Source organism: Mycobacterium gordonae (genome assembly GCF_001417955.2).
Classification (GTDB): domain Bacteria; phylum Actinomycetota; class Actinomycetes; order Mycobacteriales; family Mycobacteriaceae; genus Mycobacterium; species Mycobacterium gordonae_B.
In genome coordinates, this window is the sequence record NZ_LKTM01000001.1 from 232,940 (window position 1) to 253,318 (window position 20,379).

At 65.8% G+C, this 20,379-nt stretch carries 17 protein-coding genes; 10 read left to right on the forward strand and 7 right to left on the reverse strand.

Annotation, left to right across the window (positions count from 1 at the left end; translation table 11 throughout):
• Nucleotides 1–82 precede the first annotated feature (82 nt).
• Genes AO501_RS01115 through AO501_RS01125 form a run of 3 tightly spaced genes read left to right on the forward strand, consistent with a single transcriptional unit; the run spans nt 83 to nt 3,496 of the window.
• Nucleotides 83–1,654: a bifunctional 3-(3-hydroxy-phenyl)propionate/3-hydroxycinnamic acid hydroxylase gene (locus tag AO501_RS01115; RefSeq protein ID WP_055575925.1), complete on the forward strand. Its 1,572-nt coding sequence runs from the start codon at nt 83–85 to the stop codon at nt 1,652–1,654.
• Entirely contained in the window at nt 1,651–2,517 is an 867-nt protein-coding gene (locus tag AO501_RS01120; RefSeq protein WP_055575926.1) for an alpha/beta fold hydrolase, read from the forward strand. Before AO501_RS01115 ends, AO501_RS01120 begins: the two co-directional genes overlap by 4 nt.
• The gene (locus AO501_RS01125; protein WP_055575927.1) at nt 2,510–3,496 is read left to right on the forward strand and encodes a VOC family protein; all 987 of its coding nucleotides are present in this window, start codon (nt 2,510–2,512) and stop codon (nt 3,494–3,496) included. Before AO501_RS01120 ends, AO501_RS01125 begins: the two co-directional genes overlap by 8 nt.
• Here AO501_RS01125 and AO501_RS01130 read toward each other — a convergent pair.
• A complete protein-coding gene (locus tag AO501_RS01130) occupies nt 3,493–5,730 on the reverse strand; it encodes an NADP-dependent isocitrate dehydrogenase (RefSeq protein WP_055575928.1) in 2,238 nt (745 codons plus the stop codon). The two genes, AO501_RS01125 and AO501_RS01130, sit on opposite strands and share 4 nt — an antisense overlap.
• A gap of 277 nt (nt 5,731–6,007) precedes the next feature.
• Between AO501_RS01130 and AO501_RS01135 the strand changes: the two genes are divergently transcribed.
• Genes AO501_RS01135 through AO501_RS01150 form a run of 4 tightly spaced genes read left to right on the forward strand, consistent with a single transcriptional unit; the run spans nt 6,008 to nt 10,841 of the window.
• A complete protein-coding gene (locus tag AO501_RS01135; protein ID WP_055575929.1) occupies nt 6,008–7,123 on the forward strand; it encodes an LLM class flavin-dependent oxidoreductase in 1,116 nt (371 codons plus the stop codon).
• On the forward strand, nt 7,120–8,319 hold the full coding sequence (locus AO501_RS01140) for an LLM class flavin-dependent oxidoreductase (protein ID WP_055575930.1): 1,200 nt from the start codon (nt 7,120–7,122) through the stop codon (nt 8,317–8,319). Before AO501_RS01135 ends, AO501_RS01140 begins: the two co-directional genes overlap by 4 nt.
• An 18-nt stretch (nt 8,320–8,337) precedes the next feature.
• Nucleotides 8,338–9,723 (forward strand): NtaA/DmoA family FMN-dependent monooxygenase, encoded by a 1,386-nt coding sequence (locus tag AO501_RS01145; RefSeq protein ID WP_055575931.1) that lies wholly within the window; start codon nt 8,338–8,340, stop codon nt 9,721–9,723.
• A gap of 5 nt (nt 9,724–9,728) precedes the next feature.
• A complete protein-coding gene (locus tag AO501_RS01150; protein WP_055575932.1) occupies nt 9,729–10,841 on the forward strand; it encodes an LLM class flavin-dependent oxidoreductase in 1,113 nt (370 codons plus the stop codon).
• Nucleotides 10,842–10,843: 2 nt separating this feature from the next.
• Here AO501_RS01150 and AO501_RS01155 read toward each other — a convergent pair whose 3' ends face one another.
• On the reverse strand, nt 10,844–11,863 hold the full coding sequence (locus AO501_RS01155) for an NAD(P)H-dependent flavin oxidoreductase (RefSeq protein ID WP_082658312.1): 1,020 nt from the start codon (nt 11,861–11,863) through the stop codon (nt 10,844–10,846).
• Nucleotides 11,864–11,868: 5 nt separating this feature from the next.
• A complete protein-coding gene (locus AO501_RS01160) occupies nt 11,869–12,432 on the reverse strand; it encodes a TetR/AcrR family transcriptional regulator (RefSeq protein WP_055575933.1) in 564 nt (187 codons plus the stop codon).
• 183 nt (nt 12,433–12,615) lie between these two features.
• On the opposite strand from AO501_RS01160, the gene AO501_RS01165 reads away from it, so the two are divergent.
• Both AO501_RS01165 and AO501_RS01170 read left to right on the forward strand, forming a co-directional pair.
• The gene (locus AO501_RS01165; protein WP_055575934.1) at nt 12,616–13,515 is read left to right on the forward strand and encodes an SDR family NAD(P)-dependent oxidoreductase; all 900 of its coding nucleotides are present in this window, start codon (nt 12,616–12,618) and stop codon (nt 13,513–13,515) included.
• 18 nt (nt 13,516–13,533) lie between these two features.
• Entirely contained in the window at nt 13,534–14,472 is a 939-nt protein-coding gene (locus tag AO501_RS01170) for an alpha/beta fold hydrolase (RefSeq protein WP_055575935.1), read from the forward strand.
• 33 nt (nt 14,473–14,505) lie between these two features.
• Here the strand turns inward: AO501_RS01170 and AO501_RS01175 are convergent, their stop codons facing one another.
• The 4 genes from AO501_RS01175 to fadA6 form a co-directional block, all read right to left on the reverse strand.
• Nucleotides 14,506–15,111 (reverse strand): DivIVA domain-containing protein, encoded by a 606-nt coding sequence (locus tag AO501_RS01175; protein ID WP_055575936.1) that lies wholly within the window; start codon nt 15,109–15,111, stop codon nt 14,506–14,508.
• 41 nt (nt 15,112–15,152) lie between these two features.
• Nucleotides 15,153–15,911: a hypothetical protein gene (locus AO501_RS01180; protein WP_156452245.1), complete on the reverse strand. Its 759-nt coding sequence runs from the start codon at nt 15,909–15,911 to the stop codon at nt 15,153–15,155.
• A 513-nt stretch (nt 15,912–16,424) separates the two neighbouring features.
• On the reverse strand, nt 16,425–18,041 hold the full coding sequence (locus AO501_RS01185) for an FAD-binding protein (RefSeq protein ID WP_055575938.1): 1,617 nt from the start codon (nt 18,039–18,041) through the stop codon (nt 16,425–16,427).
• 110 nt (nt 18,042–18,151) lie between these two features.
• On the reverse strand, nt 18,152–19,300 hold the full coding sequence (gene fadA6, locus AO501_RS01190; RefSeq protein ID WP_055575939.1) for a steroid 3-ketoacyl-CoA thiolase FadA6: 1,149 nt from the start codon (nt 19,298–19,300) through the stop codon (nt 18,152–18,154).
• Nucleotides 19,301–19,526: 226 nt separating this feature from the next.
• Between fadA6 and AO501_RS01200 the strand changes: the two genes are divergently transcribed.
• A complete protein-coding gene (locus tag AO501_RS01200) occupies nt 19,527–20,375 on the forward strand; it encodes an enoyl-CoA hydratase (protein WP_055575941.1) in 849 nt (282 codons plus the stop codon).
• Nucleotides 20,376–20,379: the final 4 nt, after the last annotated feature.

Here is a 20,379-nt window from a genome sequence, read left to right on the forward strand (position 1 = left end):
GACTCCGTAGTGAGCATTACATTACCGTAGCGAACACTACGGTACAAGTGTCTGTGACGACACCCGAAGAAGAGAGTCAAAAGTGAGCGATTCGGGATCACCGGCCTGTTCAGCACCGACCTACGACGTCGCCATCGTCGGCTACGGGCCGGTCGGTGCCACGGCTGCCAACCTGCTGGGCAGGCAGGGGCTGAAAGTCGTTGTCATCGAACGTGATCCCGACATCTACAACCGGGCGCGCGCCATCTCGACCGACGAGGAGGTGATGCGCATCTGGCAGTCGGTAGGCCTGGCCGACCGCTTGCAGCAGGACATGCTGCCCGATCGTCCGGTGGCCTTCGTCGACGCCGATGGTGCCCCCTTCTACGAAACGACCATTTCCGGGCACGGCTGCGGCCATCCGCCACAGCAGTTCATCTATCAGCCAGCCGTCGATCAGGTGCTGCGCGAGGGGGTGGCCCGTTTCGGCAACGTCGGGTTGATGCTCGAGCACGAATGCCTGCGGGTGATCAACAAAGGCGACCACGTCGAGCTGATGCTGGCCGACCTCCGATCAGACCTCTTCAAACGGGTCCGCGCCTCCTATGTGATCGCCGCTGACGGCGGCTCGTCACCGACGCGCGGACAGCTGGGTGTCGGCTATTCGGGCAAGACCTACTCCGAACGGTGGGTGGTCATCGACACCAAGGTTGTCAAGGAATGGGACGCTCACGATCGCTTGAGGTTTCACTGCAACCCCGCTCGTCCCACCGTCGACTGCCCGACACCGCTGGGTCACCACCGGTGGGAATACCCGGCCCGGCCCGGCGACACCGACGAATATCTCGTCAGCGACCAAGCCGTGTGGAAGGTGCTCAACGAGCAGGGCATCACCGACGAACACGTCGAGGTGCTGCGCGCGGTGATCTACCGTCACCACGTACGCACCGCCGACCGGTGGCGGGTCGGCCGCGTATTCCTGGCCGGCGACGCCGCACACGCCATGCCACCGTGGATTGGGCAGGGCATGGCCGCGGGTGTCCGCGACGTCGCCAATCTTTGCTGGAAGATGACCGCGGTGCTGCGAGGCAAAGCACCCGAGGCGCTGCTGGATTCGTATGAGAAAGAACGCAAACCGCATGTCACCGAGGTCACCAGACGGGCGGTGCTGATGGGCCGCGTCATCACCGAGCACAACGAGGTGCTCGCTGCCGTCCGCAACCACCTGCTACGGCTGATTACCAAGGTGCCCGCGATAACTCGGCAGGGACAGAAGCTGTATTGGGTCCCCGAGGCCTACTATCCCGACGGATTCTTCGCCGGGGCCGGGCACAGAGCCGAGGGTCGGCAGATGATCCAGCCCAGCATCAGTGACGACACCGGTGCCAAGGTGCGCCTCGACGACGTCCTGCAGGGCCGTTGGACGCTGCTGCACATCGGTGCTCCGCCGCCCGGCGCGCAGGCATGGTCACAGCGCGGGGTGATGATGCTTCCGGTACGCGACACCATGCTGACGGCCTGGCTTACGAAGCACAAGGCCACCGCCGTGGTCGTACGCCCGGACGGATTCGTCTACGCAGCAGCCGATTTCGCAGCGCCGATGCCGCCACCGCCGCCCGGTCTGGACTGCGCCGTCAGCACCCCGGCGGCGATCGCGAGCGGGGTTCTCGCATGACCAGCATCGACTTGGCCGAACGGACCGTCGTTGTCAACGGTCAGCCGATCTTTTACGCCGAAACCGGAAGCGGGGCGCCGGTGGTGCTGCTGCACGGAGGCGGGCCCGGTGCCTCGGGCGTGACGAACTACTCCCGCAACATCGACGCGCTGGCGCGGCGGTTCCGGGTGATCGTTCCCGACATGCCGGGGTACGGCCGTTCCACCAAAACGCTGGACCAGTCCGACCCGTTCGGCTCCCTCGCGGATTCGGTCCGGGGACTGCTCGACCAACTCGGCGTTGGGGCAGCGCATCTGGTGGGCAACTCCTATGGTGGCGCCGCCGCGTTGCGCCTCGCCCTGGACACCCCCGACCGGGTCGACAAGCTGGTCCTGATGGGTCCCGGCGGAGTCGGTACCACCCGGGCGCTGCCCACCGCCGGCCTCAAGAGCCTGCTGTCCTACTACGGCGGGCATGGCCCGAGTCGAGAGAAGCTGGCGAGCTTCATCCGCACATATCTTGTGTACGAGAGAGATTCAGTGCCGGAAGCGCTGATCGACGTGCGCTACGAGGCGTCGATCGACCCCGAAGTGGTGGCCAATCCGCCGCTGCGCCGTCCGTCGGGACTGCGCACACTGTGGCGGATGGACCTGACCCGAGATGCACGGTTGAGACAGCTGCAGACACCGACATTGGTGCTGTGGGGCCGTGACGACAAGGTCAACCGGCCGGCGGGTGGACCGATGCTGCTCAACATGATGCCGAATGCCGAACTGGTCATGACCTCCCACACCGGGCACTGGTTCCAGTGGGAACGGGCCGAGCTGTTCAACGAATTGGTATATGAGTTCCTGCAACAGGATTCGAGGTTGGCTCATGCGTGACGTATTCGGCCGGGTGCACCTCGGCTACCTCATCATCGAGACGAACAAGTTCACCGAGTGGCGCAGATTCGGACGCGACGCTCTCGGCATGCACCTCGACGATGCCATGCCCGACGTCCAGCGATTTCGGCTCGACGACCACGAATGCCGCTTCCTGTTGCAGCGCGGGCCCGCCGAGGACGTCGCCGCGCTGGGCTGGGAGGTCGACGATCACGCTGCCTTCGACGACATCGTCTCCCGCGTCGCCGGCCACGGCGTCCCCGTCACCGGCGGCACCGGCGAGGAGGCCGCGTTGCGCGGTGTCGAGCGACTGGTGCGATTCCCCGGACCCAACGGCCTGACCCAGGAGATCTTCACCCGCGCCAGGACGAGCAGTGTCCCGCTCGCCGTCCGTGGCGGATTCGTCACCGGCGCTTCGGGATTGGGTCACGTCGCGCTCACCAGCAAGAAACCCGAGCAGGTCCGCGGTTACTACCAGACCGTGTTCGACGCCCGGCTGACCGATTTCATCGACGAAACCATCAACGGGCTGAAGTTCAAGATCCGCTTTCTGCGGGTGAACGAGCGTCATCATTCGGTGGCGATCGCGGCGGTCAACCGGTTGCCGCTCAACCCGATTCGTACCCGGGTCCAGCACTGCAACATTCAGGTGGCCTCGCTGGACGACATGACGACGGCCTATCAGCGGGTCAAAGAACTCGGCTTCGAGATGGCGCTGGGCGTCGGCCAGCACACCAACGACCGTGAACTCTCCTTCTACGCCGTGACGCCGTCCGGTTTCGAATGGGAGGTCGGCTGGAACCCGATCGTCGTCGACGAATCCACTTGGGAACCAACGACGCATCAGGGCATCAGCATCTGGGGTCACACTCCGGAAGGCCAGAGCATCATCGACAAACTCAACCAGTTCAAGGTCGGAGCACAGTCGTTGTGGCACCGCGAAGACACCGTGCCCGCGCTCGCGGGCTCTTCTAGCTAGTCGCGCGCGGCGTCCAACGCGTCGTTGAACGTCTTGCTCGGCCGCATCACCGCCGCGGTCTTGTCCGGGTCCGGGTAGTAATAGCCGCCGATGTCGGCCTCCTCGCCCTGCACCGCGTTCAGTTCGCGCACGATGGTGTCTTCGTTCTTGGCCAAAGCTTCGGCGAGCGCGGCGAAGTGCTTCTTCAGCTCCTCGTCGTCGTCCTGCGCCGCGAGCTCCTGCGCCCAGTACAGCGCGAGGTAGAACTGGCTGCCCCGGTTGTCGAGCTCGCCGGTCTTGCGGGACGGGCTCTTGTCGTTCTCCAGCAGCTTTCCGATCGCGGCGTCCAGCGTCTTGCCCAGAATCTTGGCGCGCTCGTTGCCGGTCTTGATGCCGATGTCCTCGAAACACGCACCCAGTGCCAGGAATTCGCCGAGGGAGTCCCAGCGTAGGTGGTTCTCCTCGACCAACTGGTGCACATGCTTGGGCGCCGAACCACCCGCACCGGTTTCGTACATCCCACCGCCGGCCATCAGCGGCACGATCGAGAGCATCTTGGCGCTGGTACCCAATTCCAGGATCGGGAACAGGTCGGTCAGGTAGTCGCGCAGGATATTGCCGGTCGCGGCGATGGTGTCCAGCCCGCGGACCAGGCGCTCGAGCGTGTACCGCATGGAACGCACCTGGGACATGATCTGAATGTCGAGTCCCTCGGTGTCGTGTTCCTGCAGGTACGTCTTGACCTTCGTGATCAGTTCGTTCTCGTGCGGCCGGTAGGGGTCGAGCCAGAACAGCACCGGCATCCCGGAGTTGCGTGCCCGGTTGACGGCCAGTTTGACCCAGTCGCGGATCGGCTCGTCCCGCACGATCGGCATACGCCAGATGTCGCCTTCTTCGACATTCTGGCTGAGCAGCACCTCACCGGTTTCGGCGTCCACGATGTTGGCGACCCCGGCCTCGGGTATCTCGAACGTCTTGTCGTGGGAGCCGTACTCTTCGGCCTGCTGCGCCATCAGGCCGACATTGGGGACGGTGCCCATCGTCGTCGGGTCGAACTGGCCGTTGGTCTTACAGAAGTTGATGATCTCCTGGTAGATGCGGGAGAAGGTGGACTCCGGGTTGACGGCCTTGGTGTCTTTCGGCCGCCCGTCGGCGCCCCACATCTTGCCGCCGGCCCGGATCATCGCCGGCATGGACGCGTCGACGATCACGTCGCTGGGCGAATGGAAGTTGGAGATGCCCTTGGCCGAGTCGACCATCGCCAGTTCGGGGCGGTGCTCATGGCAGGCGTGCAGGTCGCGGATGATCTCGTCGTGTTGTGACGCGGGCAGCGACTCGATCTTGTTGTACAGATCGACCAACCCGTTGTTGACGTTGACGCCCAGCTCGTCGAACAGATCCTGGTGCTTCTCGAAGGCGTCCTTGTAGAAGATGCGCACCGCATGCCCGAACACGATCGGGTGGCTGACCTTCATCATGGTCGCCTTGACGTGCAGTGAGAACATCACGCCCGTCTTGTGCGCGTCTTCCATCTGCTCTTCGTAGAAGTCGCAGAGGGCCTTCTTGCTCATGAACATGCTGTCGATGATGTCGCCATCCAGCAGCGACACCTTGGGCTTGAGCACGATGGCCTCGCCGCTCTGGGTGACCAGCTCCATCCGCACGTCGCGGGCGCCGTCCACCGTCATCGATTTCTCGCCGTGGTAGAAGTCGCCGTGCTTCATGGTCGCGACGTGGGTGCGCGAGGCCATCGACCACGGGCTCATGCTGTGCGGGTGCTTGCGGGCGTATTCTTTGACCGCCTTGGGCGCTCGCCGGTCGGAGTTTCCTTCGCGCAGAACGGGGTTCACCGCGCTACCCAGGCAGTTGCCGTAGCGCTTCCGGAGCTCCTTTTCCTCGTCCGTCTTGGGGTTCTCCGGGAAGTCCGGAATCTTGTAGCCCTTGCCCTGCAGTTCCTTGATGGCCGAGACCAGCTGCGGCACCGAGGCGCTGATGTTGGGCAGCTTGATGATGTTGGTGTCCGGGTCCTGGGTCAGCTTCCCCAGCTCGCCGAGGTTGTCCGGGACGCGCTGGTCTTCGTTCAGCTGGTCGGGGAACTGGGCCAGAATCCTGGCCGCCACCGAGATGTCACTGGTCTTGATCTTGATGCCCGCCGGCTCGGCGAAGGCCCGGACTATCGGCAGAAATGCGTAGGTCGCCAGCAGTGGCGCCTCGTCGGTCAGCGTGTAGATGATGGTCGGCTGATCATCGCTCATGCGTGTTCTCCCGGCGTCAGTGTCGGTCGGCTAATGATGGCTCCGCGTTGGTAACGGCTACCAGTATCGCCGCTCCACTATCTCAGCGGATACCCCGTCACCCAGCCGCTACCGTTCAGGCGGCGAGATCACACCCCCGGACGGGCCGCCGCAGCGTAACGACCGTCACTCCCGGTCGATAGAAGCCCTGCTCAGGGTGTATTTTCTCGCTCGTCGTTTCCCTCAGTGGGAGCCAAACCCGTTTCCCTGACGGGCGAGGCGCATAGCGTCTTTTGTGATGCCACCAAGCTTCTTCTGGTTCCTGCCGACGAGCGGCGACAGCAGGTCGATCGTCGGTGCGTCACACGCGTCTTCCCACTTGGGTCTGCCTGCCGGCTATCGCGGGCCGACCCGTCGTTACCTGGCCGAGGTGGCCCGCGCCGCCGACCGGCTCGGCTATGAGGGGGTGCTGACACCCACCGGGACCTGGTGTGAAGACGCCTGGCTGACTGCCTCGGCGTTGGTGGCCGAGACCGAGAGACTGAAGTTTCTGGTCGCTTTCCGTCCGGGCCTGACGCCGCCGACCCTGGCCGCTCAACAAGCGGCGACCCTGCAGCGGTTCTCCGATGGCCGGGTGTTGCTCAACATCGTCAGCGGTGGCGACGACAGCGAGCAACGGCGATTCGGCGACTGGCTCGATCACGACGAGCGGTATGCGCGCACCGCAGAATTCCTGCAGATCCTCACCTCGTTGTGGAGCAAGGATTCGGTGGATTACACCGGTCGGTACTACCGGGTCGCCGACGCGCGGGTGCCCGTGCCACCGGATCCGGTGCCGGGTATCTACTTCGGTGGCTCATCAGCGGCGGCCCTCCCGATCGCCGCCGAGTTCGCCGACGTCTACCTCACCTGGGGCGAGCCGCCGCCTGTCGCGGCCGCCAAGATCGCACGTGTGCGCGCACAAGCCGCCGCACGCGGCCGGGACATCCGATTCGGTATCCGGTTGCACACCATCAGCCGGGACACCCCCGCCGCGGCCTGGGCCGTCGCCGAGTCGCTGCTCGCCGAACTGACCGAGGAACAGATCGCGGCAGCCACGGAACTGCACGCCAAATCCGAATCGGAGGGCCAACGGCGAATGACGGCACTGCACGGTGGGCGTACGGACAAGCTGGAGATCTACCCGAACCTGTGGGCCGGCGTCGGGCTGATCCGCGGCGGTGCGGGCACCGCTCTGGTAGGCAGTCATCAAGAAGTGGCAAACCTCATCACCGAATACCACTCGCTCGGCTTCGACGAGTTCATCCTTTCCGGCTATCCGCATCTGGAGGAGGCGTACTGGTTCGCTGAGGGTGTGCTGCCATTGCTGACCGCTCAGGGGGCAGTTCGATCGAGGGAAGCGTTGGCGCAGTGAGCGTTTCGCCGGATAGTTTTTTCCTGGCCGTGGCCCTCGATGGCACCGGATGGCACCCGGCGGCGTGGCGGGAGCCCGACGCCCGGCCCAGCGATCTGTTCACCGCGGGCTACTGGACCGATCTCGTCGTCGAGGCCGAGCGCGGGTCGTTGGACTTCGTCACCATCGAAGATGGCTTGGCGGTGCAGTCCGACGAACAGTTCGATCCCGACAACCGTCGCGACCGGGTGCGCGGCCGGCTGGACGCCGTGCTCATCGCCGCACGGATCGCGCCGCTTACCAAGCGGATCGGGCTGGTGCCGACGGTGGTCGCGTCCCATACCGAGCCGTTTCATGTGTCGAAGTCGATCGCCACGCTCGACTACGTGAGCGCGGGCCGGGCCGGGGTTCGAATCCGCGTGTCCAGCCGCAACGATGAGGCCGCGCACTTCGGCCGCCGTGTGCTGCCCCGCTTCTCTGACGATGCGCTCACCGACCCGTCCCAGCGCCCACGGTTCGACGAACTTCTCCTCGAGGCAACCGACTACGTGGAGGTGCTGCGTCGGTTGTGGGACAGCTGGGAGGACGACGCCGAGATACGCGATGTCGCCACGGGACGGTTCATCGATCGAACCAAGCTGCACTACATCGACTTTGAAGGGCGCTGGTTCTCCGTCAAGGGGCCCTCGATAACCCCCCGGCCGCCGCAGGGCCAACCGATCGTGGCCGCCCTGGGTCACGGCGCTGCCACCTACCAGTTCATCGCCGACAGTGCGGATGTCGGATTCGTGACCCCGCAGGACGCCGGGCAGGCCGAAGCCATCGTTGCCGACATCGCGCGACGCGCTGTGGCAAGACCGCGGGGCCCGCTGCACCTGCTGGCTGATCTCACCGTTTTCCTCGATGACACTCCGATAGCCGCCGAGGCCCGCCGGCGCCGGCTTGACGAACTGGCCGGAAGCGAATATCGCAGTGATGCCGCGGTTTTCGTCGGGACACCCGCCCAGTTGGCCGATCTGCTGCAGGAGTGGCGATCGGGTGGCCTGGCGGGGTTCCGGCTGCGTCCGGCGACGCTGCCGCACGACCTGCTGCAGATCACCGAGGAGCTGGTGCCCGAGTTGCGCCGCCGAAAACTGTTCCGGGCCTCCCGTACCGCCGAAACGCTGCGCGGGACGCTGGGATTGGCACGGCCCACCAGCCGGTACGCCACCGCCTGACTCTCAAGGAGCGTCCCAATGGCCAAGCCTGTCAAGCAAATTCACCTCGCAGCCCACTTTCCAGGTGTCAACAACACCACCGTGTGGAGCGATCCGGCAGCGGGCAGTCACATCGAGTTCAGCTCGTTCGCCCAGTTCGCCCGGACGGCCGAGCGGGGCAAGTTCGACTTCCTGTTCCTTGCCGAAGGATTGCGGCTGCGCGAACAGAACAACCAGATCTACGATCTCGACGTCGTCGGCCGGCCCGACACCTTCACGGTACTTGCGGCGTTGGCGGCGGTCACCGACAGACTGGGATTGACCGGCACCATCAACTCGACGTTCAACGAGCCCTATGAGGTGGCGCGGCAGTTCGCCTCGCTGGATCACCTATCCGCCGGCCGGGCCGCCTGGAACGTGGTGACGTCTTGGGATGCGTTCACCGGTCAGAACTTTCGGCGCGGGGGGTTTCTGGCCGAGGACCAGCGTTACGAGCGGGCGAAGACGTTCCTGCAGACGGCGAACGAACTGTTCGATTCTTGGCGGGGCGACGAGATATTGGCGGACAAGGACTCCGGAGTCTTCCTGGCCGACGCCGGCGCCGGCTCGTTCGCGCATCAGGACGCGCACTTCGACATTCACGGTCGGTTCAACGTTCCCCGCAGTCCGCAGGGCCGACCGGTCATTTTTCAGGCGGGCGACTCCGATGCGGGTCGCGAGTTCGCGGCGGCGGCCGCCGACGCGATCTTCTCCCGGCACAGCACCCTGGCAGCGGGGCAAGCGTTCTACAGCGATGTCAAGGGGCGTCTGGCCCGCTACGGACGGCACCGCGACGAGTTGCTGATCCTGCCTGCCGCCACCTTCGTGATCGGGGAGACCGACGCCGAGGCCGAGGAGATCGCGCGCGAGGTGCGACTGGCCCAGGTTTCCCCGCAGACGGCGATCAAGTTCCTCGAACAGCTGTGGAACCGCGACCTCAGCGACCACGACCCGGACGGCCCGCTGCCCACCGTCGATCCGATCGTCGGGGAGAACACCATCTCACGCGGCAGGGCCAGCGTCCGCATGTACCGGGATCCGGTTGCCATAGCGAACGATTGGCGGGATAGAGCCGCCGCGGAGAACCTGACCACTCGCGAGCTGATCGTCGAGGTGACCGGGCGACAGTCGTTCGTCGGATCAGCGCAGACGGTCGCCGCGTCCATCGACGAACTCGTGCAGCTCGATGCCAGCGACGGCTTCATCCTGGTCCCCCACATCACACCGGGTGGGCTGGATCCATTCGTCGACCAGGTCGTGCCGCTGCTGCAGGACCGAGGCGTCTTCCGGTCCGACTACAGCGGAACCACGCTGCGTGACCATCTGGGCTTACCCCCGCTGCGGCGCCGGGCCGGCGCCGACGCAGCCGGTTCCGCGGCATCCTGAGGGGCATCGTGCCGACGCCATTGACAGTCCTCGACCTGGTCCCGATTTCATCGGGATCGACGGCAGCGCGCGCCCTGGACAACAGCATCGACCTGGCGCGGCGCGCCGAGTCACTGGGCTACGCCCGTTACTGGTTCGCCGAGCACCATCTCAATCCCGGCGTGGCCGGAACTTCACCGGCCATCCTGCTGGCTTTGACCGCGTCGGAGACGTCGACGATCCGGCTCGGCTCGGGTGCGGTGCAGATGGGTCACCGCACCGCGTTGGCGACCGTGGAGGAGTTCGGGCTGCTCGACGCCCGGTTTCCCGGCAGGTTCGATCTGGGGCTGGGGCGTTCCGGAGGAAAACCGACCGGGCCACGCCCCGCTGATGCGGTGCTCGAACGACGTCCTCCTGACGGCCTCACGATTCCACCCGCCTTCGACCCGACGTCGTTGTTACAGTCGCCCCGCCTGGCATTGCACAAAGCGCTGCTGCAGTTGCCGGGTGCGCAATCGCAGAACTACACCGAGCAGGTGGATGACATCCTCAGCCTGATCGCCGACACGTACCGCGCCGAGAACGGTGAGGAGGCGCACGTCGTCCCCGGAGGCGGTGCCGACCTGCAGATCTGGATTCTCGGCAGCAGCGGTGGGGAAAGCGCCGCGGTGGCCGGAAGCAAGGGTTTGCGGTTTGCCGCCAACTACCACGTCACACCGTCCGCTGTCCTCGAGGCGGTCGACGCCTATCGAGCCGCTTTCCGGCCGTCGGCCGAGGTGAACCGGCCCTACGTCACCGTATCCGCTGACGTCGTCGTCGCCGAGGACGAGGCGACCGCCCGGGAGCTGGCAGTGGGATATGGGCTCTGGGTACGCAGTATCCGCACGGCCGAGGGAGCCATTCCGTACCCGACGGCCGACGAAGCGCGCGGGCACGTCTGGACGGAGGCCGAGCGCCGGCTGGTGGCCGACCGCGTCGACACCCAGTTCGTGGGAACCGCCGCGCAGGTCGCCGATCGGCTGGAACGCCTGCGCGACGCCACCTCGGCCGACGAGTTGATCGTCACGACGATCACTCACGATCACCGGGACCGGGTGCGGTCCTATGAATTGCTCGCCGAGGAATGGAATCGGCGCTGAGCTCACAAGCTACCTGCGAGTCTTCCCAAGATCTCCGCGGTGGGTTCGTCGGTCGCGTGCCGGTAGCCCGTGCCTGCCCAGAGATGGACGAAGTCCGGTTGACCTGCCGCGGCCGCGGCCTTGCGCAGTGGGCTGGTGAGGTGGTGGATGGCGGGATAGCCCCATGGCGCGTCCGCCTCGTGCGCGTCGATGAAGGCGTTGCGCAGGCCGCGGGCGGGCCGGCCGGTGAACGCGCGGGTGATGACGGTCTCGGTTCGGGCCGGGTCGACCAGGGCGGCCCGGTGGGTGGCCGATGCGCCACTTTCGGTCGCGCGGAGCAGCACGGTGCCGACGACGGCCGCCGCGGCGCCGGCGTGGATCACTTCGGCCACCGCCTGCGGGGTGGCCAGTCCGCCGCCGGCGATGACCGGGAGGTCGACCGCCCGGGTGATGTCCGCGACGAGCGTGGTGATCGGAGTCGGGACGAGCGGCTCGGTCGGGGTGAGTGTGCCGGAATGGCCTCCGGCGGTGTGCGCCTGGACCGCCAACGCGTCGACACCGGCGTCCCGCGCGGCAGTCGCCTCGACCCGGTTGGTGACGGTCTGCACGACGATGGTGCCGGCCGCCTTGAGCGCCTGGATCACCCGCTGCGGCGGGATGCCGAACGTGAAGCTGACCAATGGGACGGGGGCGTCCAGGAGCAACTGGATTTTGTCGTCGAAGCTGTCGGTGTCTTCGATGGGTTCGGCGGGCAGGGTGAGGCCGAACCGCACGGCGTCGCGCTGGATCTCAGCGGCGTACCAGCGGTAGAGCTCGGGGTCTACCGGCAGCGGGTTCGGAGCAAAGATGTTGACGCCGAACGGGATTGATTCGGCACGGACCTGCCGGATCTGTTCCTCGACGGCTTGTGCCGTCTTGTAGCCGGCCGCGACCATGCCCAGACTGCCGGCGCGGCCGGCCGCGGTGACCATCGCGGGGGAGGTGGGGCCACCGGCCATCGGCGCGGCCAGCACGGGCAGGGTGATTCCGAGTTGCGACAACATGGTGATCAGCTCCGTCGAAGACCGTCCAGGGCGACGTCGGTCACCCGCTCGGCGAGGTCGGCGTTGTATCCCTGCATCGCCTGACATCCCACGAGCAGCGTTTTCACTTCTGGCACACCGACATCCGGCCGGGCGGTACCGGCTTGTTGAGCGGCGTGCAGCAACTCGGCCAGCATGCCCAGGAATTCCTCCTCGGCCCGGGGGACCGCCTTGTTGACGTCTATCCCGATGCCGGCCAGAGCTTCCACCAGGCCCCGGTCGGCGGCACCCCACTGCAACACCATCGACCTCAGGAACGTGAACAACGCCTGGCCGGGGTCTCCGGACTCCAGCAGGGCGCGGCCCTCGTCGATCAGGTGGTGCATCCGATCGGCGATCACCGCCTGAAACAGTGCGTCTTTGGTCGGGAAATGGCGATAGACGGTGCCCGCGCCCACGCCCGCGCGCCGTGCGATTTCGTCGATAGGCACCGACAGGCCCTCGGCCGCGAAGGTTTGGTAGGCGATGTCCAGCACGCGCGCCCGGTTGCGGGCGGCGTCGGCCCGTACCGGCCGCGCGGTGCTCGCCATCTGGTGCCTCCCTGATTCAGACGGTTGACAAAACGGGGCGTACGTTCCGTATAGTAGCCAAAAGCGGAGCGATCGCCCCGTTTATCTAGGACCTTACGCGATGATCCTGCCTAGAGGGTGTCGGCATCCCGCACTTTGTCGCCCTCACCGCAGACCCAACCGAAGATCAATGAGGAGTTCCCCATGACGAAATGGACTGCCGCCGACATTCCCGACCAGACCGGACGAACGGCTGTGGTCACCGGCGCCAACACCGGCCTGGGTTTGGAAACCGCTACCGCCCTTGCCGCCCACGGCGCACGCGTGGTGCTCGCCGTGCGCAACCTGGGAAAGGGCAAGCAGGCCGTCGACCGGATCACGACTGCGACGCCGGGAGCCGACGTGTCGCTGCAAGAACTCGACCTCGGCTCACTGGCGTCCGTGCGCGAGGCCGCGGCGCAACTGCGTGCCACCCACGACCGTATCGACCTGTTGATCAACAACGCCGGCGTTATGTACCCGCCCAAGTCGACCACGGCGGACGGTTTCGAAATGCAGTTCGGCACAAATCATCTGGGCCACTTCGCGTTGACCGGGCTGCTGTTGGACCGGCTGCTGCCAGTCCCGGGGTCGCGGGTTGTGACGGTCAGCAGCGTCGGTCACCGCATCCGCGCCGCGATCCATTTCGACGACCTGCAGTGGGAGCGCAGTTACAGCAGGGTCGGCGCGTACGGGCAGTCCAAGCTCGCGAATTTGCTCTTCACGTACGAACTGCAGCGCCGCCTGGCCCCACACGGCACGACCATCGCGGTGGCGGCCCACCCCGGTGTTTCAGACACCGAGCTGACCCGGCACCTGCCGACGCTGATCGGCCTGCTGGGCAAGCCGTTCTTTCAGCCCGCCGAACTCGGCGCCCTGCCCACGCTGCGGGCCGCCGCGGACCCCGGCGTCCAGGGGGGCCAGTACTACGGGCCCGACGGGTTCCAGGAAGTCCGCGGGTACCCGAAACTCGTTGCCTCCAGCGCACAGTCGCACGACGTGGAACTGCAGCGCCGGCTGTGGGCGGTGTCCGAGGAGCTCACCGGGGTCAGCTACGACGTCTAGACCCGACAGAATGGGTCGATGCAGGCGCTGCGGAACATCATCCTGTTGACATCCATTGCCGCGGCGGCGCTGGTCGGCTGCGGCACGGTGGCGCCCGGCGGCCGGCCCGCGCCGGTGGCAGGCTCCAGCGGCGACTTCGCCGGGCCGGTGGACATCGGCAATGGCCGGCATCTGTACCTGCAATGCCGTGGCCGCGGCGCACCGACCGTCATTCTGGAATCCGGCTACCACAATTCGTCGGACCCGTGGAGTCAGTCCGACGCCACCGAGCCTGCCAGGGGACCCGCGGTGTTGCCCGCGCTGGCCGGCCCGCACCGGGTTTGCGCCTACGACCGGCCCGGGACTTTGCGCAACTCCGACCCGCCCACCCTCTCCGATCGCAGCTCATCGGTACCGATGCCGCGCACGGCGAGCGACGTGGTCAGCGATCTGCATACGCTGCTGGAGGCCGCGCACCTGCCGGGCCCGTACGTGCTGGTCGGTCACTCGCTGGGCGGGCTGTTCATTCGGCTGTATGCGCAGACCTACCCCGCGCAGGTGCGGGGACTGGTCTTCGTCGACGCGTTCGCGGCCGAGATCCCGGACTTGCTGGGATCCGATTGGCCGGCCTACCGGCGAGCGCTGGACGGACCGTTGCCGCAGTTCACTGATTCGCCGTCCTTCGAAATCGTCGACATCGATCGCAGTGTCGCGCAGGTCCTCGCGGCACCGGCGCTGCCACCAGTTCCGGCTGCCGTGCTGACCAGGACGGAGCCGTTCATCATTCCGCCCGACCTCCCCGCCGAGAAGGGCGAGGAATTGGAGCAGGCCTGGCGCGACGCCACCACCGACCTGGTCGCGCTGCGCCCGCAGACCCCGCGGATCTCGGCGACCGGCAGCGACCACTTCATCCAGGTTCACCAACCTGATTTAGTGGCTGCCAGTGTGGGTTTGGTGATTCAGCGCTCGGGGAGTTGATCGGTACCCTCGCTCAGCGGCGCAGTGTCGGGCCTACCCAAGCTCTCGATCCGGCGTTGGATTGCGAGGGGAACCGCAAGCGCCATCCGCGCTCACCGCTGCGACACTGCCGCTGACAGGTGCTGTCGGGGCATCGCCTCTTCGCCGGTAGGCCGACTCCAGGACTGCTGGAACGTTCGCGAGGTTGCGGTGCACGGCTGCGAGTTGCTGGAGAGTTGATATTTGTTGACTCGTCACCTGTGCGGCCGCGCGCTCGGCTTCGACCAGAAGTTGCGACGCACCGTCTTTTGCTTCAGCGACTAGCCTGTCGGCCTCGGTGCGTGCCACCGCCACGATGTCCGCCGCCTCGCCGCGCGCATCACTTTGCATCTGGGTGACTTCGTCGACCGTGGTGCGCAGTAGTTTCGAGATACGGTGGGCCACTGACTGCGGAGACGTTGACACGTCATACAAGGTGGCGATCTCCGTCTTGAGTGCGACGATCTCCTTGAGAGCCTCGGCCAATCGGGAGTGCAGCAGCTGGTTTTCATTGAGCAGGGACTGCTTCGCGTGGGCTTCCAGCCAGATGTACTCATCAACCGCGGTCTGTTCATAGCCATTGCGTGCGCGTGCGAATTTGGGAGCGGCACTAGCTGTCACGTGTGGACCTGCCTTGATTGAAAGGGACACGTTTCGCCCGATCAGTCGCCACGAGGACCGTGGCCACCGGTAGCGGCGCCACTCGCCGTGTCGGGCCCGCCGGCCGCACCCGCTGCGGCGCCTCCGGTTGCGGTCGCGCCTCCACCTGTGGCAGCACCTCCGGCTGCGGCAGCGACTCCGAAAATGCCGCATGCCGAGGCCGCGGCCCCACCGGCCCCCGCCATAACTGGTAGGGGAACCGCGAGCGGTATCGCACCCGGCGCAGCCAGCGGCACCACCACCGGTACTGGGCCGGGTAGGACTACCGGGTCGGCGACCCCAGCACCCATGAGCACCGGCCCGCCCTTACCGGCCGGAACCGGAACGGTGCCGGGCACTGGATCGGCAGCGCCGGCCTGCACAACCGGGGCATCCGCACCGCCAACCGCCGCGGCCCCGCCATCGGGTGCACCCGCAGCCGCCCCTGCGGCTGCCGCGCCGCCCGCACCAGCCGCGCCCCCGGCGACGACACCCCCGCCGTCGGCGGCAGCCGCTGCACCCGCCGCGCCGGCACCTGCTGCACCGACAATGGGTAACGCCAAAGGAACAGCGCCGACGATCGGAACAGGCACGGCACCGGCGATCACGGGGCCGGGCAGCGCCATCGCGACCGGCGCTGCCTCAGGCGCTGGCTGCTCGACGCAAGCCGGGCCGCCCGCGATGAATGGGACGGCGGCGGACCCTGGGCTAGACGCCAGCGCGCTCCCGCACCAGACCCCGCCGGTGAGCACCGATATCTGAAATAGTTGGACTACTTTCACTGAAATTTCTCCCTCGCTTGGGCGATGGTGATTTCGCCGATTGGTGATTGGTCCGAACCGTAGGCGGCGGTGCGAACAATTCCTAGACCACCGATTGAGATGGTTATAGAACCGTTGTTTATTGACCGAAGTACATTCGTGTAATTCGCGACTTTATGTGAATTGAGCCATTTGTCCGGACTGCCCCAACGGCACGGCTCTGCTCGCTCAGCAACACGATGAGCTGGATATATGCCCAAAATTGGCCAAGGCGCCGTGGCCCGGGTGAGCAATTGCCGGATCGAACACGACAGGTTCGTCTCACCGCGGATTATTGTATTTCACGGTAGACCGAAATGGTTCAACCAAGACCCGATTGTAGTTCCCCGAACAATTTCGTCTGCGTCTGCGCCGAAATGTTACGCACGGATATTGATGGTCGAGCCCGCTGAATTGCCGACTTTATTCGGTCGGTTGGCGCATCACTCCTGCCAGACACGCATTACCGCAGCGGTGAGTGCTCGGCAGGGCCGGCTACTGATTCCCGAGATCTGCGGCGGCGTGTTTGCCGGCACGCCGACCGGCGTACACGCAGTCGGCGAGTGAGAGCCCGCTGACGTAGGAGTTGGAGCAGATTCCGGTCGCGGTCCGTCCCGCGCTGTACAGGCCGGGAATCGGCGAACCGGCCTTGTCGAGAACCGCGCCGGTGCCTTCGTCGACGCGGATGCCGCCCAGGGTCAGCATCGGTGTCGGGTTGAGCAGATTCGGCCGGATCGAGATGTTCAGCAGCGTGAAGGGCGGCTTGCTGATCCGTCGGACGAAGTCCGCCGGCTTGCCGGCCGGGTCCGCGGTCCCGGTGTCGATGGCGCTGTTGTGCGCCTGCACGGTGGCGACCAGACCGTCGGCGTCGATGCCGGCCCGTTGTGCGACGTCCTGCAGGGAGGCGCCCTTGACCGAGTCGAGGAACATCAGCGCCGCCGACTGGGCGCGCTGAAACCACAACGGCTGCTTGATCATTTGCTGACGCGCCTCTTTCATCAGCGATGCGTCGGCAAGGAGCCAGCCCTTGCCGTGGTGGTGCCGCACCATCTGGTAGCCGACTGCCGCGCCGTAGCGGCTCTCGTCGATGATGCGCTGACCCTGCTCGTCGACGATGATTGCACTGATGAAAGCGCTTGGGGGCGTGATGAATCGCCACGCCGACACGTTGTCCATCCGCTCGGTGACGGCGCCCGCGCCCTGTGCCATCGCGATACCGCTGCCGTCGTCACCGCTGGTGCCGAGCTGAAGTCCGCCTAGGTATTGGGGTGCAAAGCGTTTGACCCATTCGGTGTTGGCCATGTAACCGCCGGCGCAGACGATCACCCCGCGCCGGGCCTGTATCCGCACCGGCCGCGCGTAGCGCCGCTCGAGATTGCGCAACCGTCGTTCCATCTGAGCTCGCAGCGGCGGGTAGTAGATGCCGGGCTTGGTCGACAGTCCGGCCAGTCTCGAATAGCGCTTCTGGATGCGCGGCGGAGCGTGGCGCATCGTCGTGGCCTGCACCCCGATCACCCGGCCGGCGGAGTCCTGGATCAGACGGCTGACCTGCGTGTGCGGTTGGAACCGAACCCCTAGGGCCAGAGCTGATTTGGCCAGGGGTTCATACATCTTCTTGCCCGAGGTGCCCTTGCCTTTCACCCGGTGTCCGCGTTGCACGGGTGGCGTAACGGCGCGGAACGCACCGGCGTTCTCACTGCCGGAGTGGTACAGGTAGTAGTGATTGTTGGGGTAGGACGTCTTGTACGGGCACACCGTGGAATCGAACGGCACGCCGTAATCGCTGAGCCAGCGGATCATTTCGGGGCTGCCCGCCACGAATGACTCCAGGGTTTGCGGGCTTACGGCGTCGCCGACTTCGAGGCGGAGATACGTCAGCATCTGCTCGTAGCTGTCGCTCACGCCGGCCTGCTCCTGCACCCAGGTGCCGCCGCCGGCGTAGATGATGCCGCCGGACACAGCGGTCGACCCGCCACCGTTCGCGCGATCCAGCGCCAGCACGTCGGCCCCGTTCTCACGGGCGGCGATGGCGGCACACGTGCCCGCTGCGCCGAAGCCCACCACCACCACGTCGGCTGATTCGTCGAACTTTGTCGATTCGACCGTGCTCATCGCCCAACTCCAATCAAGCTCGTTCTCCGCTCGTGGACTCTAGAGCGTCGCGGTGTCGCGATAGACGCGATCGGCCGTTGTAGGCATATCTTGCCTCGCCGATGCAACGGTTACAGCCGCTCGATGATGGTCACGTTGGCGGTTCCCCCGCCTTCGCACATTGTCTGCAGCCCGTATCGGCCGCCGGTGCGCTCAAGCTCGTTGAGCATGGTGGTGAACAGCTTGGCCCCGGTAGCACCCAGTGGATGGCCCAGCGCGATCGCACCGCCGTTGGGATTCACCTTCGCCGGATCGGCCTTGATCTCCTTGAGCCAAGCGAGAACCACCGGCGCGAAGGCTTCGTTGATCTCCACGGTGTCGATGTCGTCGATGCAGAGTCCGGTCTTCTCCAGCGCGTACCGGGTCGCGGGGATGGGTCCGGTCAGCATGAACACCGGGTCGGCACCCCGCGCACTGATGTGGTGAATGCGAGCCCGCGGTGTCAGCTGGTGGTCTCTGACGGCCTGCTCGGAGGCCAGCAGCACCGCGCTCGCACCATCGGAAATCTGGCTGGCCAGCGCGGCTGTCACCCGTCCGCCCTCGGTCAATGTCTTGAGTCCCGCCATCTTCTGCAGCGTCGTTTCACGCGGCCCTTCGTCGGTGCGGAAGTCGCCGACCCGTACGATCTCGTTGTCGAAATGCTTGGCCTGGATGGCCGATAGCGCACGCTCGTGACTGGACAGCGCGAACTCCTCCATCTCCTCCCGGGACAAATTCCATTTCTGCGCAATCAGTTCGGCACCGCGGAACTGCGAAATCTCTTCGTCGCCGTATCGGCGCTGCCAACCTTCGGATTCCGCGGTCGCGGTGGTGAAGCCGTACTGTTCACCGGCTCGGCGGGCCGAGGAAATCGGGATCCGGCTCATGCTCTGCACGCCGCCGGCCAGGATGATGTCCGCTGTTCCGGCCATGATTGCCTGTGCACCAAAGGAAATCGCCTGCTGGCTGGATCCGCACTGCCGGTCGACGGTGACGCCGGGAACCTCCTCTGGATAACCCGCGGCCAGCCACGAAGTCCGCGCGATGTTGCCGGACTGGCCGCCGATCGCGTCGACGCACCCGACCACCACGTCGTCGACGGCACCCGGGTCGACGTCGACCCTTTTGAACAGCCCTTGAAACACGCGTGCTGCCAGATCAATTGGATGCACACCGGCGAGGGATCCGTTGCGCTTGCCGACCGCGGTACGGACAGCCTCCACGATGTAGGCCTCAGGCATTTCAGACTCCTTCGTTGATGATCCCGCCCACGACGAGGTCGAGATACTGCCGACCGAGTTGCTCTGCGGTGAGGGGGCCGCCGGCAGCGTAACAACCAAGCGCTTGCTTGGTCAACACATTCGTCGTACGGTGAAGCGTCATGAGGAGTGCGAACGCGCGGGAAGCACGCCACCGCCGGATGAGCCGGCGCCGGCGGCACACCATCACGAAGGAAGGTTCAGGCCTGTGACGGTCCCCCACGAACAAGACGTCGTAACCTACTCCGTGACAGATGATTTGGCTGTGGTGACGATGAACCGGCCCCGATACCGCAATGCCCAGAATTCGGTGATGACATACGCTCTTGACGCCGCGTTCCGGCGAGCGGTGGAGGATGATGCGGTCAAGGTGATAGTCCTCGCGGGCAGCGGTGAGCACTTCAGCGCCGGACATGACATCGGCTCACCGGGCCGCGATCACCATGTGCGTTACAGCAACGAAGCGGTTCTGTGGTGGGACCACGTCGACAAGCCAGGGGGAGACCAGCGCTTCGCGCGGGAAACGGAAGTCTACTTGGGTATGTGCCGGCGCTGGCGTGAGATCCCGAAGCCGATGATTGCGATGGTGCAGGGAGCATGCATCGCCGGCGGATTGATGCTCGCCTGGGTTTGCGATCTGATTGTGGCCTCAGAAGATGCGTTCTTCGCCGACCCGGTCGTGCGCATGGGGATTCCGGGCGCCGAGTACTTCGCGCATCCGTGGGTGCTCGGAGCTCGGTTTGCGAAGGAAATCCTTTACACCGGTGATCGATTCACCGCGCGGCGCGCCTACGAGGTGGGCATGGTCAACCGGGTGATTCCACGCGCGCATCTCGAGCAAGAGACCTTTGCCATCGCAGCCCGCATCGCGAAGATGCCCCGGTTCGGCCTTGCGTTGGCCAAGAAGGCGGTTAACCAGTGTGAAGACCAGATGGGTATGCGGAACGGAATCGATGCGGTGTTCGGACTACATCATTTCGCGCACGCCCACAACGCCGAGGTGGGGGCGGGCCCATTGGGCGGAGTCGACGTGAAAGACATGGCGCGAGAACCATGATCGG

Coding starts and splice junctions, on each gene's coding strand:
- AO501_RS01120 (WP_055575926.1), top strand. CDS start 1,651: ATGACCAGCATCGACTTGGCCGAACGGACCGTCGTTGTCAACGGTCAG.
- AO501_RS01125 (WP_055575927.1), top strand. CDS start 2,510: ATGCGTGACGTATTCGGCCGGGTGCACCTCGGCTACCTCATCATCGAG.
- AO501_RS01130 (WP_055575928.1), bottom strand. CDS start 5,730: ATGAGCGATGATCAGCCGACCATCATCTACACGCTGACCGACGAGGCG.
- AO501_RS01135 (WP_055575929.1), top strand. CDS start 6,008: ATGCCACCAAGCTTCTTCTGGTTCCTGCCGACGAGCGGCGACAGCAGG.
- AO501_RS01145 (WP_055575931.1), top strand. CDS start 8,338: ATGGCCAAGCCTGTCAAGCAAATTCACCTCGCAGCCCACTTTCCAGGT.
- AO501_RS01155 (WP_082658312.1), bottom strand. CDS start 11,863: ATGTTGTCGCAACTCGGAATCACCCTGCCCGTGCTGGCCGCGCCGATG.
- AO501_RS01160 (WP_055575933.1), bottom strand. CDS start 12,432: ATGGCGAGCACCGCGCGGCCGGTACGGGCCGACGCCGCCCGCAACCGG.
- AO501_RS01165 (WP_055575934.1), top strand. CDS start 12,616: ATGACGAAATGGACTGCCGCCGACATTCCCGACCAGACCGGACGAACG.
- AO501_RS01170 (WP_055575935.1), top strand. CDS start 13,534: ATGCAGGCGCTGCGGAACATCATCCTGTTGACATCCATTGCCGCGGCG.
- AO501_RS01185 (WP_055575938.1), bottom strand. CDS start 18,041: ATGAGCACGGTCGAATCGACAAAGTTCGACGAATCAGCCGACGTGGTG.
- fadA6 (WP_055575939.1), bottom strand. CDS start 19,300: ATGCCTGAGGCCTACATCGTGGAGGCTGTCCGTACCGCGGTCGGCAAG.